The following is a 14,547-nucleotide window of genomic DNA, read 5'->3' as shown; positions in this document are numbered from 1 at the left end:
CAGCGTTCTTCATCCTCCCTCCCCTAACAACTGATCCTGCATCTCTTCCTCCGGCGTGTCGATCAACGGTAGTCTTATCGATACTATCGTTCCCTGAGGTTTATTCTTCTCGTACTTTAAGCCGAAACGCCTCCCGTAATGTAGCTGAATTCGCTTATTAACGTTACTGTTTCCCATACCACTGAAAGAATGTTGATGGCGAATACCATCGCTATCATATTCCTGAGCATTCATATCCAACATACCTACCCCATTATCAGCTATGGTTATAAGAAGATCTTCCGCTTGTTTGCTCACTATGATTTCGATGATACCAGGATAGTCAACATTCTTTAGTCCATGAATAATACTATTTTCTAAAATAGGTTGTAGTAGCAATTTCAATATATAATAACCTGCTAAATCCTCATCGACTTCCCATCTCGTCTGAATCGGTCTACCAAAACGAATCTCCATGATATACAAATAATTCTTTAAATGATCTATTTCCTCATCAATCGTAGTCAGAATTCCACCTCGATTAAAAGAAGAAGCCAGCAGACGAGTTAGGGCATGTGTCATATTCCGTATGTTATCTGCTTTACTGATTAAAGCCATAAACTTGATTGAATTGAGCGTATTTATTAAAAAGTGTGGATTAATCTGCGACTGAAGTGCCGCAAACTCCGCCTTTCGCTTCTCCACCTCTTGCCTTTCATGATGATAGAGTAAATCCTGAATACGCTCCGTCATATGATTAAAAGAATGCCCAAGCTTAATTAGCTCCAGGCTGCCTGTTCTCATAAATTTAGCGTTTAAATCACCTTCAGTCACCAGATCCATTTGCCGGAGAAGCTCATTTAACGGCTTAGTAACATTAGATACAAAGTAAAATGAAACAAGAATAAACGCTAAGATGATCATCAATGCAAACACCCAGACGATATAATTCACACTAAGGTAATTGGCTGTTAGATCAGCATATGGAATAGACTGTACTAGCCACCATCCGGTCTGATCAATCTTGGCGTAGGTTATCAGATTTCTATCATCACCATGAACATCCACAACGTACCCTTTTTCCTCCGGCCCACGATTTTCAAACCAATGCATTTGGAATTCCCCCCCTCTAGAGGCAAGGGTATTGGATGAGATAATTTGACCTTCCTCTGTGACGATGAAAAGGCTGGATTCCGTATTATCACGTGACTGCAAAATATGATCAAAGGCACTACTCTCAAACGTAAAAAGAATCATTTCTAGCTGGGATAAAGGATTGATTACACTTGGAGATAGGGCAGCAACCATATTGTAAGGATTGTAGTTACCATATAAAATATTGGGCATCATCCCCAGAAAATGAACGCTATCGGGATTATTCAGCACCTGCCCATACCACGTTTTTTGGCGAAAATAAGAATCATCCAAATTCAAATTCTTTAAGTACGAATAGGATTTATGGTCTTTAAATAGGAAGTTCACCGACAGTACTCGTCCTGAGATAGATGCCGTGTACTTCTCTATTAAGACCTTTAGTTCATAGTAAGCCTGCTGTTTCTCGACTCCACGCTTACGATTAATTTCATAAAGTTTTGCCATCACATCCCTGTCCATACCGATGGAAGCAAATAGACCCGTCAACCTCCTTATTTCCTGACTAACGGAATAGGAGATCGCTTGAGCTGTTTGTAGAGATCGTGATGTATTTTGCTGAAGAATATCTCGCTTATAAATATTTAGAATAATGATGGAGAATAAGATGATCGGCAGAATGACTACAAGTATAAAAAAAAGCCTTAAAGTGCTAGACATCCGCCAATTTTTTCTCATAAGTTCACTCCCCTTAAAAAGATAACTTATAAACGCTCACTTCCACCTCACCATGAATATTGAAGAAACATATTCCCTTAAATTTGTTCTACTTCCTGCATGGTGACAAAAGTACTCAGAATATTACACATTCAAATTTACTTCACAAATAAATCCGAGTTTATTTTCATCTTTCGACATCGCTTACGAGCTGATTCAAAATGAAAAAGAGCCGACACTATTGTAGAAAGTTCTACTTTAGGATCAGCTCCTTTTGTCATTGAGTTATCTGATGTATTACTAATCGCGTATCATTCCATAATTTATTTTCCATTTCCTTATCTCCACCTGGATGTACGGGCACTATTGGATTGCCTGTTCCAACATTAAAATATCCCCCTGTGGTCTCCTGATATTTTGGATCGATCATTAAACGAGTAATGATATCAGCTCCCTTACGTGGATTCCCAATATGAAGAAATTTCAATACCCGTTCAAGTATAGGTGCAAACCATAACTCACGCCCCAAACCCGTTACATTAAAACCAGGATTTAATGCGTGAACAATAACTCCGGTTCCTTTGAATTGGCGAGCAAGTTCAGCGGTAAACATGATATTAAGCAGCTTAGTTTTTCCATATATCTCTGACGAACCTCTAGCCGAAAAATCAGATGTATTTATCAAATCCTCAGGAAGCTTAAGTTCTCCATGATTGCGTGAAGCTTCAGAAGCTACATTTATAATTCTTGCACTTCCCGCTGCCTTCAAAGAAAGCTGTAAAGTATGAGTCAATATCCATGGGGCAAAATAGTTCACGGCCATCATTTCTGATATTCCTTCAGAAGTGATCCGCTGTTCAAACGCATGAAGTCCTGCGTTATTTAATAACACGTCTATCTTCGGATATGCGTCAGATATTTCTTGCCCCAAACGACTGACATCCTTCATTAAGGATAAGTCCCCATAGAAAAAATTTATTTCGGCAGCAGGTACGCTCTCTTTAATCATTTTCTGAGTAGCTTCTGCGCGACTTTCACTCCTAGCAGTCAGAACAAGATGAGAACCACGCTTTGCCATTTCAATGGCAACGAGTTGTCCCAAACCACTTGTAGCTCCAGTAATTACAATAATCGGTTTTGTCGTCATCTTCATTCTCCTTTATATAGGACTAAAACAGCTGCAAGTTCATTTTGACAGGATGTTATCGAAAACATATAATTGATATATGTCAACTATATTCAAGTGATTGATATATGTCAACTAATTAAAAGTATAAAATTTTTGAATAATAATCTACGTTAGGTGGTTCAACCAATGAATGTCGAACGCAAAGATACGTTAAGAGGACAACTCGAGCTAAAGCTCGGCGAACAAATTAATGCGCTTATTAGTGCCTCACATGCACTGAATGTCAGAACTGCCGCCGCTTTCGATTCTTCTATACAACCTGCTGCTTTCCATATCGTCCGTTGGCTGTATTCCTATGGTCCGACTAGCGCCTCTGCTTTGGCGGAAGCAACAGCTATGGATCGTAGTTCGGTTAGTCGTCTTCTCAAACAGCTTGAGAATTTAGGGTATGTTAAAAGGGAAGACTCTCCACATGATCGTCGAGCTGTACTTCTTGCGCTCACAGAGCTTGGACGACAACAAACCTTTGCTGCGCTGCAGGATAAGGAGTTCGTATTTTACGAGCGTATTGCTCAATGGGATAACCAGCAGCTTGAGACCTTTACCGAAATGCTTAAGGAATTCAATGGATTTTAGCCATACTATGCATTGTGGAGTTAATTTTCATTTGCATAAAATAATTTAATTTGATAGTATAACTGACGAACGTTCGTTAATATCGAGGTGATTTTTTTTGAAAAGTAAAGAAATTAAAGACATTGCTTTGAAATGTTTCACAACTCATGGATATGAAGGGGCTTCTTTGTCTCAAATTGCTGAGCAAGTCGGGATGAAAAAACAATCTCTTTATGCCCATTTCAAAGGGAAGGATGATCTTTTCCTGCAAGTTTTACAAGATGCCAAAGAGACAGAAATCTCATCCAAACTACAATATTTGAGTAAGGTAGGGACTCAGAATCCTAAAACGGATTTATTAGGATATCTGCAATTGGTCATTGATATGTTTCAAAAGAATGAGCAGTTAAAGTTTTGGCTGCGTATCTCTTTTTTTCCACCGCCCCATCTTTCTACAGCGATTGATGAAGAAGTAATCGACACAGAGAAAAAGATTCAACCTGTACTTGAAAGTAAATTCCAAGCTTGGATCGATGCCAAAGTCATCATGGAAGATGCAGCCTCAATCCCAACGCTTGCCTTTTTAGGTGTAGTTGATTCGATCATGCTAGAGCTTGTGTATGGCAATAATGAGATCCGTTTAAATGAAAAACTAAATGCCTCATGGACCGTATTTTGGAGAGGTATTTCACAGCTGTGATTCTACAAAGAGAGGTATTTACTTCATGAAGAAACCATTGAAAGAACAAAAAACAGTCTTACTCATTTTGCTAAGTAATATATTCATTGTTTTTCTAGGTGTTGGACTGATTGTCCCTGTTATGCCATCCTTTATGAACATTATGCATTTGTCAGGTAAAACGATGGGGTATCTTGTAGCAGCATTTGCGTTCGCGCAATTACTCATGTCTCCTCTGGCTGGACGATGGATTGACACTTACGGCAGAAAAAAAATGATCGTAATCGGCTTAGTACTCTTCAGCGCGTCGGAATTAATCTTTGGTTTAGGCACACATGTATCCGTTCTTTATTTTGCCAGAATTCTTGGAGGGATTGCTGGTGCATTCATTATGCCTGCCGTCACTGCTTATGTTGCGGACATCACCTCAGTAGAGGAAAGACCTAAGGCAATGGGTTATGTTTCTGCCGCCATTAGTATTGGTTTTATTATTGGCCCAGGAATCGGAGGATTTATTACTGAACTAGGTATACGTGCTCCATTCTATTTTGCTGCTGGCTTCGCCTTAATCACTTGTATTTCGTCGATATTTATTCTGAAAGAGCCACTATCCAAAGAGCAGCTTTTGGAAATCAGTAAACTTAAAAAAGACACCAACTTTATCAGTGATCTGAAACGCTCGTTTCACCCAGTATATATTATTGCGTTTATTATTGTGTTTGTCCTCGCCTTTGGTTTATCGGCATATGAAACTGTGTTTAGCCTGTTTTCTGATCATAAATTTGGCTTCACTCCACGGGATATTGCAACCATCATTACAATAAGCTCAATCTTCGGGGTGGTTGTGCAGGTCTTTTTATTCGGTAAAATGGTAGATAAGCTCGGTGAAAAAAAACTCATTCAAATCTGCTTAATTGCTGGCGTAGCCTTAGCAGTAGCCTCCACCATGATCAATAACTATTTAACTGTTCTGCTAGTTACCTGCTTCATCTTTCTCGCTTTTGACCTACTCCGTCCAGCATTAACGACCTATTTATCAAAAACGGCTGAAAAAGAGCAAGGCTTTGTCGCTGGCATGAACTCAACCTATACTAGCCTTGGTAATATCATCGGACCTGCATTAGGCGGAGTATTATTTGATGTAAACATCAACTATCCGTATCTCTTTGCGGCTGTCATTATGTTTATTGGACTTCTAATCACAATGGTATGGAAAGAAAAACAAGCTACTAGTGGGTTGGTAAACTGAAAAAGAAACAGACCGTCTAAAGGATGGTCTGTTTCTTTTTTCTCAGTCGAAATCTTCAACCTAGAATGGATTGATCACATGGAAAAAGACGTTAGGCGATGCCATGCGGTAATAATAGCTGCACCAGCCTGCACCTTTGTCGGTGAAGCGGTTTGTCGTGCTATACAGCAATCGTTCCTGCTCCAGCTCCTCGATCCGCTCGAGCTTTCCGTCCGCATATTCTAACAGCCTCATGCTCGCTGTATCCAGCCGGCTTACGACGCCCCCGTAACGAATATCGAGCACCTCCCAGCCAAACGGCTTGAACATCGATAGCCATTGCTTCCGGTGTGCGGCGCGAAGCTTTAGTACTGACTGCGAGATTTCGGGCAAAACGTCCTCAGCAATCCGTCTAAGCAATGCCTTGTCGCCACTGTCATAAGCCCGCTTCAGCTCAAGCCCGATTTCACTCTTCTGCTTCAGCACCGCACATAGCTTTTGCGGCACCTCGAACAAGTAATCCAGCTCTGCCTCAGGCTTTCTGCGGCTTGCAATTTCACTTTCTGTCCATGCATAATGTGCCGTCATATCTAACCCATCAATCTGTTTGTCGAACAGCCCCAGCAGTACATCCTGATACAACAGAAACTTAGACGGATTGCTCTGCTTCTGATTATTTGGTGCAGCTCCTGGTGTCTCGTCCAAATACTTCAGCCCCATGTAAGCATCTGCCTCGATGCCGGTGCAGAACCGAACGCGCTCAGCCAGTACCTCGTCAGTCGGCGTGGACGAAGAATAGGCATGCTCCGCATAAAACTGCAAGCCGAGCAAAGCGATGTACGGATTGCTCTCCATTCCATCGTCACCCCACATCGTCGCATAAACTTCGCGAATGCCTTCCTTCTTGCATACCGTCAGCGCTGCATCGGTCGCCGGCAAGGATAGCCCGTAATTGACACCGAACGTATTGAATACCCACACCGCACCCGCAAAAATAAGATTATTGCCGAGCGGCCGGTGTTTGGCGATCAATGTTTCGTAGTCCCTCTCCTCGACGTGGTTATAGTCCCAGTAAACCATATCTATGTCCTTCGGAATGCGGCTCGACATGTCCTCTGATATTTGCGTCTCATGGCCGTAATAATCTTCACCGTTCGCCGAAGCCAGCTTCAGGAACATATCGCTCCACATCATCGCTTTCAGCCCTAAGCGTCGAGTTACTGCGAGCACCCGTTCCAGATGACCTGTCATAATATCAAAACGGCTCATATGTCCATTGCGATCCAAAAATTTACCCCGTCCAAGCTCTTCCGCTTCATCCATGCCGATGTGGATTTTCCGGCTGCGGAACGGTGCGCTAATGCTGACAATCATATTTTCGACCAGACGATCAGTCTTCTCCGCTCCAACTAGCAACGCGCCTTTTGTATCTTTATATTCCTTTACCGGCTCCCATTTCAGAAACTCCTCCAAATGAGCCAGTGTCTGAATGCTCGGGAACGCTTCAATGCCGAATTGATCGGCGTAATCGTCGATTTCCTTCAACTCCGCAGCAGAGTAGCGGCCGCGCATATAGCCGAAATAAGGCTCATCTTCTATCTCGTAAGTGTCTTCCAAATAGAGCATGACGCTATTCAAGCCCATCAGCGCCATTTTGCGCAGCATAAACTTGAAACTTTCAACGGTCAGCACTCCATTGCGCGACAAATCAAACATCGGACCAATCGCATCGAATTGTTGTTGCTCTATAATTTGAAACTTCTCTCCACCACTAAACTTCTGAATCAACAATCCCAAGCCGCGGAAAAATTGATGTTTAGCGCCGTAACGAATATATGCGCTTTTACCATCATAGCCAACTTCCAGTTTTCCTGAAGACGATTCTATCCACACGGGAATTCCGTCCTCCGACGATTCTGACTTAAGTTCGGCAAGCAGCAACTGAAGCCCTGATTGAAGCTCGCTCAATTCTCCCATAAAATGTAATTTCACTATCAATCCCTCCACATGAATGAAATATGTATAAAATTACACCAAAAACTCGATCAAGGGTGTTAACCTTTGACCGAGCCTGCTACCATACCTTTCATAATTTGCTCTTGAAAGATCAAAAAGATGACGATGGTTGGTATTGCAGCAATAAACATCGCTCCCATTGTTAAGCTGTAGTCCGTTCCGAATCCGTCGGAGAAGAGCGACAAGCTGAGGGGCAGCGTCTTCAGCGCTTGAGAATTAATAAAGACGAGCGCGAAGGAGAAGTCATTCCAAAACCTTAAAAATGCAAGAATTGTAATCGTAGCCACGATTGGCAGAGACAGCGGGAAAATGATGCGTCCGAAGATTCCCCACCAGCCATTGCCGTCGATCATCGCCGCTTCCTCTACTTCTCTTGGAATAGATACGATGTAGGCCATTCCGAGGAAGATTGCAATTGGTAATTCAAATGCCGTATAAGGCAGAATGAGTGACCAGTACGTATTCAGCATCCCGAGCTTGTTCATGAAAATAAACAATGGAACGAGTGTGCTATGAATTGGAATGAGCATGCCGAGCAAGAACAATCCTTTTACAGCTCCACTCCACTTGAATGGGAATCGGGCAAGCACATAAGCAGCAAGCATGCCGAGCACAATAGTTAGCAGTAGCGCTGACATAGTAACTACTGTGGAGTTGAGCAACGCCCGGCCCATATTTCCGAGATCCCATGCCCGGGTTATGTTGTCGAGCTGCCAATGCTGCGGCCAGGAATAAGGACGATTGAAAAATTCCTGATTCGACTTGAATGCGCTTATTCCTAACCAGTATAGCGGATACAATGTAATTATGGCATAAAATAACAGAATGATTTTCGCAATTCCGGAAATCGGCTTACGTAACAGCGAGCCTCTCATCTTCTCCGACCGAGCGTTTATCATTACTTGCATAGCGATTCACTCCTTCATCGGCCGGGCTGACATTAGCCGACCGCCCATTACCCGCGTCTCTTCGTGATGATGTGATTTAGGCCAATGAGCACGGCGCTAATCAGAATAATCATTGTGGATACCGCAGAGCCGTAGCCGTAACGGTATACCGTAAAGGTGTTATTGTACATATATGTGGCGAGCAATTCTGTAGATTGTGCAGGTCCGCCACGCGTCATGACGATAACATGGTCGAATGCCTTTAAGCTCCCAGATATGCACAGTACGATGGTTACAACAACCGTTCCCCAAATCATCGGGAGCGTTACGAAAAATAGCTTCCTCCAACCAATCGCCCCATCGATCTTCGAAGCATCATTAATTTCTGAAGAAATATTTTGGAGTGCAGCGATGAAAATGATAAGATATGGCCCGATATTTGCCCAGTTAATCGGAATCGATACGGCAAACATATTGATTTTAGGGTCGTCTAGCCAAGTTCGAGTCCAAGATTCCAGTCCCAGCGTCTCCAATAATTGATTCAGTAAACCAATTTGCGGGTGATAAATATAACCCCAGATAAGACCGACGACGACTGTAGACAGCACCATCGGGAGAAATACGGCGGAGCGCATCAAGCGATTGAACATCGTGTTCTTAAGCAGGAGCAATGACAGCAGCAATGCGACCGATACTTGACCTATTACTGCCGAGACAACAAGGATCAGATTGTTTTTCAGCGCTCTCCAGAATACAGGGTCCTCTAATATCATTCGATAATTATCCAACCCGATAAGCTTGGCAGCACCGAGTCCCTTCCACTCAAAGAACCCGTAGTACGCTGACCAAAAAATCGGGACGATCGCAAAGATGATAAAAATGAGTAGTGCAGGAAGCAGCGCCATGATGACGAAGCTTCTGCTGCGCAATGATGCAGGCATGGCGGCAGCCTCCTTTACTTGCTTTTGTCTGATTACTTTTTAGTCGAACGCGCTTGCGCATCCTGCAGTTTTTTAGCAACATCCTCCGGCTTACCACCCATCATAAGCTCTTGAAGACCGTTGTTAATCACCTCGCCTGCTTCAGCAGATAAATAGGCGTCATATACCGGTGTAATTTCAGAATTCACAGCCAATTCGTAAGCTTTGAAGTAAAGCGGGCTTACTTTCGACTTATCCAGTTCTACTTTGTACATAACCATCGAGTTGCTTTCTGCAATCGCCTTTTGGCCGTCCGGTCCGCTTACTGCGTAGATCAGATCAAGTGCTGCCTGCTTTTGTGCACCTTTTGTATTTTTGTTAAGCGCGAAGCCAGCGCCAGCGCCGCCCGAAAGTGTATTCGCTTTGCCTGCTCCACCTTCGATGCCAGGCATAGTTGTGACTTCGATAGGTGCTAATTGCTCAGGTGTTGAGGATGCTGCAAGATTCGTAAGTGACCATGCACCGTTAATCATCATGGCTGCCTTGCCTTGAATGAAGTATTGCTCTGCCTGTGTGTTGTCGATGCTGTTTGCGCCATCTTGAAACGCTTTATTGTCAACGAGCTCTTTGTACTTACCCAATGCATCAATGAACACAGAATCTGTAAAAGACGCTCCATCTTGAGCTGCAGCTTTCAAAAACCATTCCGTGCCTGTCACGCGGTCAGCCAACGAACCGATAATCGTCGATTGTGCAACCCATGGCGCTTTATTGCCGAGGGCAATCGGCGTAATGCCGTTGTCGTTGAACGTTTTGATCGCAGTCATCATCTCTTCCCAAGTCGTCGGCACTTTTACACTATGCTTCTCGAAAAGATCTTTATTGTAATACATGAACGAAGTTGCTGACATCCCGAGCGGTGCTGTGAAAATTTGTCCTTTTTCAAACGCATAGCGGTCGAATGCCCCTGCCAAGAAATTGTTCTTCCATTCTGGGTATTTATCCATCAACTCTGTAATCGGTTGAAGCTTCCCGGCATCATAGAACTCTTGGGATTGGCTGCCCGCATAGACGAAAAATACGTCTGGCATTTCATTTGCTGCAGCCACTGTGCTTAGGCGTTGACGATAACCGTCAACCGGGATCGCTTGCGCGTCTACCTCAACATCTGGATGTTCCGCTTTATACTTGTCGATCAGGTCTCTAACCGCTTTGGCACGAAGGTCATCACCCGCGAAGTTATGCCATATTGAAATTTTCGTCTTTTCTTCAGAGCCTTTGTTGCCTTCATTGCCCTGCTCCGTTTTTCCGCCATTGTTGCAAGCGGTTGCCAAAAGGGCAATCATCAAGATAATTGTCGTTACAAACGCAAATCTCTTCTTCATTCGAATATTCCCCCTTTAGTGATAACCCTAGTATAGATAAGACAGACGATAAGTCGTAGGGGGGATAATTAAGCGCTTACGGGGGATATTTTCACCTTCGGCCATTCATCTTGATCGATATTGCGAAGGTGTTTCACCACTGTACCGCTTAAAAAGCTGGTTAAAATGCTTCATATCCTCGTAACCTACCCGCCTAGCGATCTCGCTTACCTTCGCCGGCGTTTCCTTCAACAAACGGCTAGCCCATTCCATTCTCGCTTCCGTTACATACTCAATATAGTTTTTACCTGTTTCCTGTTTAAACAGCTTGCTAAAATAGTTTGGATTCATATGTACGCTTGCCGCTACCTGTGCCAAAGACAAGCTGTCAGCAAGATGCTCGCGTATATAAGCCACAGTTCGGTTTATGGCTTCATTTCTGCTCCCATTTAATCGTTCATACTGCGCATGGATTGCAAGCAGCATCTGCTGCAGTATTTCTTCTGGATTCGTTGAAAGCAGCTTCATATCCAGCTGTTCAAGCTGCGGAAGCTTCGGCATCGATTGACCCACGGATGCCGCTGCACGCTCTAACCAGCGGTATCCCCCAACGATCAACGAATGCAAATACGCTTGAACCGAACTAGGCGTCGCTTCCGTATCCTGCCTAATGCCCGCCAGTTCACCTTTAATCCACTGCTGGACGACTTCTCGGCTTCCGCTTCTCAGAACGGCGGTTAACTTACTCTCCACTTCTTCCGTACAAACGGTCCGCATTCCTTTCCGGTCTTTAATATCCTCATAAACCAGCAGCCTTGCTTCCTCTGCTAACCATCGGAAAGAGGTGGTATGTTCGGCGGTACGAAGGGACTCCCTCAATTCTGCCACATTGCTGGCCCATACACCGCATGCTGCAAAAAAAGGCTGGCGATAAACGCGCTCCGCCCGCTCCATCGACGCCTTAACCAATCGCTTCGCGCCCGGCTGCCCCCTGCGGAAAATAAGCAGCCATCCATATTCCCAATCCAGAATGACACAGCCAAGTGAATCCCTAATCATCGCAGCCGCCTCATTCATTTCACTTTCCGTCTCCTCCTTCATGGTCAGTGGAGACGCTGATGTCACTAGCCATAGCTCTAGCTTCTCCATATCCGATCCGAGCCTCAGCTCAGGATAATAGATCAACAGTTCCTCACTTTCACGCTCCGTCAGGAGATTGTCCCCGCGAAGAAACCGATCTAGCTGCTTCCAACGGAATGCCGTTTGATGGATGGCGCCTTGATGATCAGCCTCCCTTCTGCTGACGATACGCTGCTTCACGCGCATAACCGCAGTCATGATATCGCCAGGACGGCTATTTTTAAGCAAATAATCACTTATGCCTTCCCGCATCGCTTGCTGTGCATATGCGAAATCATCGAATCCAGACAATATAACAATTTCAATGTAAGGAAAATTCCGCTTAACCTCACGAGATAATTCCAATCCCGTCATTCCCGTCATCCGAATATCGGTTAGAATGATGTCAGGACACTCAACCGGAATGCGCATCAAAGCTTCCTCTGCGGAAGCAGCCGGCACAAGCAGCTCAATGCCATTCTCTTCCCATTTAATAACCGTGCTAATGCCGGTCCTAATAATGACTTCGTCATCTACAATTAAAAGCTTCATATGCAGACTCTCCTTCTTCCCCACAAAGGTTGCAATCTATTTGATTTCTGATTGGAGCGGAATAATCGTAAAGCTAACTTTAGTGCCGCTACCTTCTGCACTTTCAATCCGCAAGCCAGCTTCGTGCCCATAATGAAGCTGTAGCCGATTATGCACATTACGCAATCCGTAGCTGCTGCCTGCCGAGTCATTATTCTTCAGCGGATCAATGCCCAAATTTGCGCTTATCTTCTCCCTTAGCAGCTCCACTCTTTCCTTACTCATGCCGACACCATCATCCTGAACAATAAATGTTATACGCTCTCCCGCAGACAACGCTTTAACAATAATGCTTCCTTTACCCTCTCTTTTCAAAATGCCATGAAGCATCGCATTTTCAATTAGCGGCTGGAGCAGCAGCTTCAGCATTCTCAGATCCAGCAGCTCCGCCGGAATATCCGCCTCGTAATCGAATTTATCTGGATATCGAATGGACTGAATCTTCACATAATGATCTACATGCAGAATTTCTTGGCTGATTGCACAATATTCCTGTCCCTTATTTAAACTGAACCGAAGAAAATCACTCAATGAGCCAACCATATCCGCGATTCTTTCTTCTCCCTTCATTAGCGCCATCCAGTGGACTGACGACAACGTATTATATAGAAAATGCGGATTGATCTGCGCTTGAAGCGCCGACATATCTGCTTCCTTCTTCAACGCTTCGCTCAGCTTCACCTCATCGGTTAAATTAATAATTCGCGAGCTCATCCGATTATAGCTAATAATCAGTTGTCCAACCTCATCGATTGATGTGACGGGCAGTGTCGGCAGCGGCTCGTCCGGGCTGGAATTCCTAAGAAACTTCGTTAATGCAGACAATGGTTTCGTTACCTTTTGAATAAGTACAAGTACGAACGCGATGACAAAGAGCATCGAAATGCTGACTGCAATTGCAGTTAACGTTAAAAAATACTGGTTCTGCGCTCTGTAAGCTTTTGCCGGAATGATCCCTACGAGCCTCCAGTTAACATTCGGCATCTGATAGTACAGTACTGTACTCCGTTCCTCCGCTTCCCGGTAATCGAACGAACCCGTTTTCCCCTTGAAATCAACTATTCCGGGGAAATACTCGTTTAAGTTCTTGTTAGTCGAATATCCTTCCGGCCCAGCCAATATCTGATTTTGTCCGTCCAACAGCAGGGCGACGCCTTCCCCCTCTAGTCCAGCTTGCTTTAAATGGTTAGAGATAACCGATTGCGTCAAGCTAATTTTAAGCATGCCGATACTGTAATATTTGGATGTGCTGCGAATCGGCCGCGACATCGTAATGACATCCTCCTTACCGTCCGACGTAACGAAATGATGCACCGGAGACCACCACTTGGGATATTCCTCATAGTAACCGGGATATTCGCTCTGAATATCGGCCCATTCTGATTCGAGCACGGATCTGAAGGAAACCGACGGCTTATTATCTTTATTCGATTCGATCATGACATTGGCGATATATGGTTTGGAAATCGATAATGTTGTAAGTAAATTAACGATGGAGGTTTGCTTTAACAAATCATATTCCGGTGTTTTCAAATAGCTTTGGACATCCGGGTGGCCGATGAGGAATAGTGATAGATTCTCAACATCGCTCACCATATTTTCCAAATAGGCCCCAATTTGCCTAAGCGTGTTCATGCCTGAACTTTTCGCTTTCTCCTCCGTTAAGCTTTCAGCGATATAATAGGAGAACAGTCCCAGAGACAACACCGGTACCAATACCGAAATAATAATCAACAAGCTCAGCTTCTGCTTTAACGATTTACCCAACCAGTTTTCCATCGTATCCTCCGTTCAGATTGCCTTTATGCTCTGTAGCTAAATTGTAGCTTTCATGACTTCTCAGAAAATATGTTTGCGCTTTCATAATAACCTAAGTCGCTCGTCCCGACTAGAGTTTATTGTTGACTTGATGAAGCATTACCTGGTCTTGAGGTCGTCGATGTACCGGGAGAGAGCACTGGATCTTACTTCAGCGCAAAAAAAATAGACCTCCCTTGTCCAATGAATACGGTCTATTTCCTGACTGATCATGCGAAAGCCGCTTCCCATAAAAGCGGCTTTTGCACCGAGAGCTATGTTTCCGCACGGCTCTCCTTGCAATGAACGTTTTTTCTACCCAAAGTATAAAAAGCCACTCCGTCCCTAAACAACAAAAAAAACGGCATTTCTGCCGTTTTCTTTAGGATGGACTCTCAGGGGCTCGAACCCTGG

General features: G+C 44.1%; 11 protein-coding genes. 3 read left to right on the top strand and 8 right to left on the bottom strand.

Features of this window, described 5'->3' with window-relative positions:
• Window positions 1-9: 9 nt before the first annotated feature.
• Window positions 10-1,809, bottom strand: coding sequence for a cache domain-containing sensor histidine kinase (locus CA598_RS14865; RefSeq protein WP_094877001.1), 1,800 nt, complete (start codon window positions 1,807-1,809; stop codon window positions 10-12).
• A 256-nt stretch (window positions 1,810-2,065) separates the two neighbouring features.
• A complete protein-coding gene (locus CA598_RS14860; RefSeq protein WP_094877000.1) occupies window positions 2,066-2,935 on the bottom strand; it encodes an SDR family NAD(P)-dependent oxidoreductase in 870 nt (289 codons plus the stop codon).
• A gap of 168 nt (window positions 2,936-3,103) precedes the next feature.
• On the opposite strand from CA598_RS14860, the gene CA598_RS14855 reads away from it, so the two are divergent.
• The 3 genes from CA598_RS14855 (at window position 3,104) to CA598_RS14845 (ending at window position 5,460) form a co-directional block, all read left to right on the top strand.
• Window positions 3,104-3,553, top strand: coding sequence for a MarR family winged helix-turn-helix transcriptional regulator (locus CA598_RS14855; RefSeq protein WP_094871491.1), 450 nt, complete (start codon window positions 3,104-3,106; stop codon window positions 3,551-3,553).
• A 97-nt stretch (window positions 3,554-3,650) separates the two neighbouring features.
• On the top strand, window positions 3,651-4,232 hold the full coding sequence (locus tag CA598_RS14850; RefSeq protein ID WP_094876999.1) for a TetR/AcrR family transcriptional regulator: 582 nt from the start codon (window positions 3,651-3,653) through the stop codon (window positions 4,230-4,232).
• A 25-nt stretch (window positions 4,233-4,257) separates the two neighbouring features.
• Window positions 4,258-5,460, top strand: coding sequence for an MFS transporter (locus CA598_RS14845; RefSeq protein WP_094876998.1), 1,203 nt, complete (start codon window positions 4,258-4,260; stop codon window positions 5,458-5,460).
• A 60-nt stretch (window positions 5,461-5,520) separates the two neighbouring features.
• Here CA598_RS14845 and CA598_RS14840 read toward each other — a convergent pair whose 3' ends face one another.
• From CA598_RS14840 to CA598_RS14815, 6 genes are all read right to left on the bottom strand, one after another.
• Window positions 5,521-7,431, bottom strand: coding sequence for a beta-N-acetylhexosaminidase (locus CA598_RS14840; RefSeq protein WP_094876997.1), 1,911 nt, complete (start codon window positions 7,429-7,431; stop codon window positions 5,521-5,523).
• A 62-nt stretch (window positions 7,432-7,493) separates the two neighbouring features.
• Entirely contained in the window at window positions 7,494-8,354 is an 861-nt protein-coding gene (locus CA598_RS14835; protein ID WP_373455831.1) for a carbohydrate ABC transporter permease, read from the bottom strand.
• Window positions 8,355-8,410: 56 nt separating this feature from the next.
• A complete protein-coding gene (locus CA598_RS14830) occupies window positions 8,411-9,283 on the bottom strand; it encodes a carbohydrate ABC transporter permease (RefSeq protein WP_094871496.1) in 873 nt (290 codons plus the stop codon).
• 32 nt (window positions 9,284-9,315) lie between these two features.
• Window positions 9,316-10,653 (bottom strand): extracellular solute-binding protein, encoded by a 1,338-nt coding sequence (locus tag CA598_RS14825; protein ID WP_373455830.1) that lies wholly within the window; start codon window positions 10,651-10,653, stop codon window positions 9,316-9,318.
• Window positions 10,654-10,752: 99 nt separating this feature from the next.
• Complete coding sequence (locus CA598_RS32310) at window positions 10,753-12,297, bottom strand: helix-turn-helix domain-containing protein (protein ID WP_094871498.1); 1,545 nt, start codon at window positions 12,295-12,297, stop codon at window positions 10,753-10,755.
• A 36-nt stretch (window positions 12,298-12,333) separates the two neighbouring features.
• Window positions 12,334-14,115, bottom strand: coding sequence for a sensor histidine kinase (locus tag CA598_RS14815; RefSeq protein ID WP_094876994.1), 1,782 nt, complete (start codon window positions 14,113-14,115; stop codon window positions 12,334-12,336).
• Window positions 14,116-14,547 lie beyond the last annotated feature (432 nt).

This window comes from Paenibacillus sp. VTT E-133291 (genome assembly GCF_002264395.1).
In the GTDB taxonomy this organism is placed as follows: Bacteria; Bacillota; Bacilli; order Paenibacillales; family Paenibacillaceae; genus Paenibacillus_AQ; species Paenibacillus_AQ nitricinens.
The sequence above is the reverse complement of the archived record's forward strand: the minus strand, read 5'-3'. Positions and strand labels throughout refer to the sequence as shown.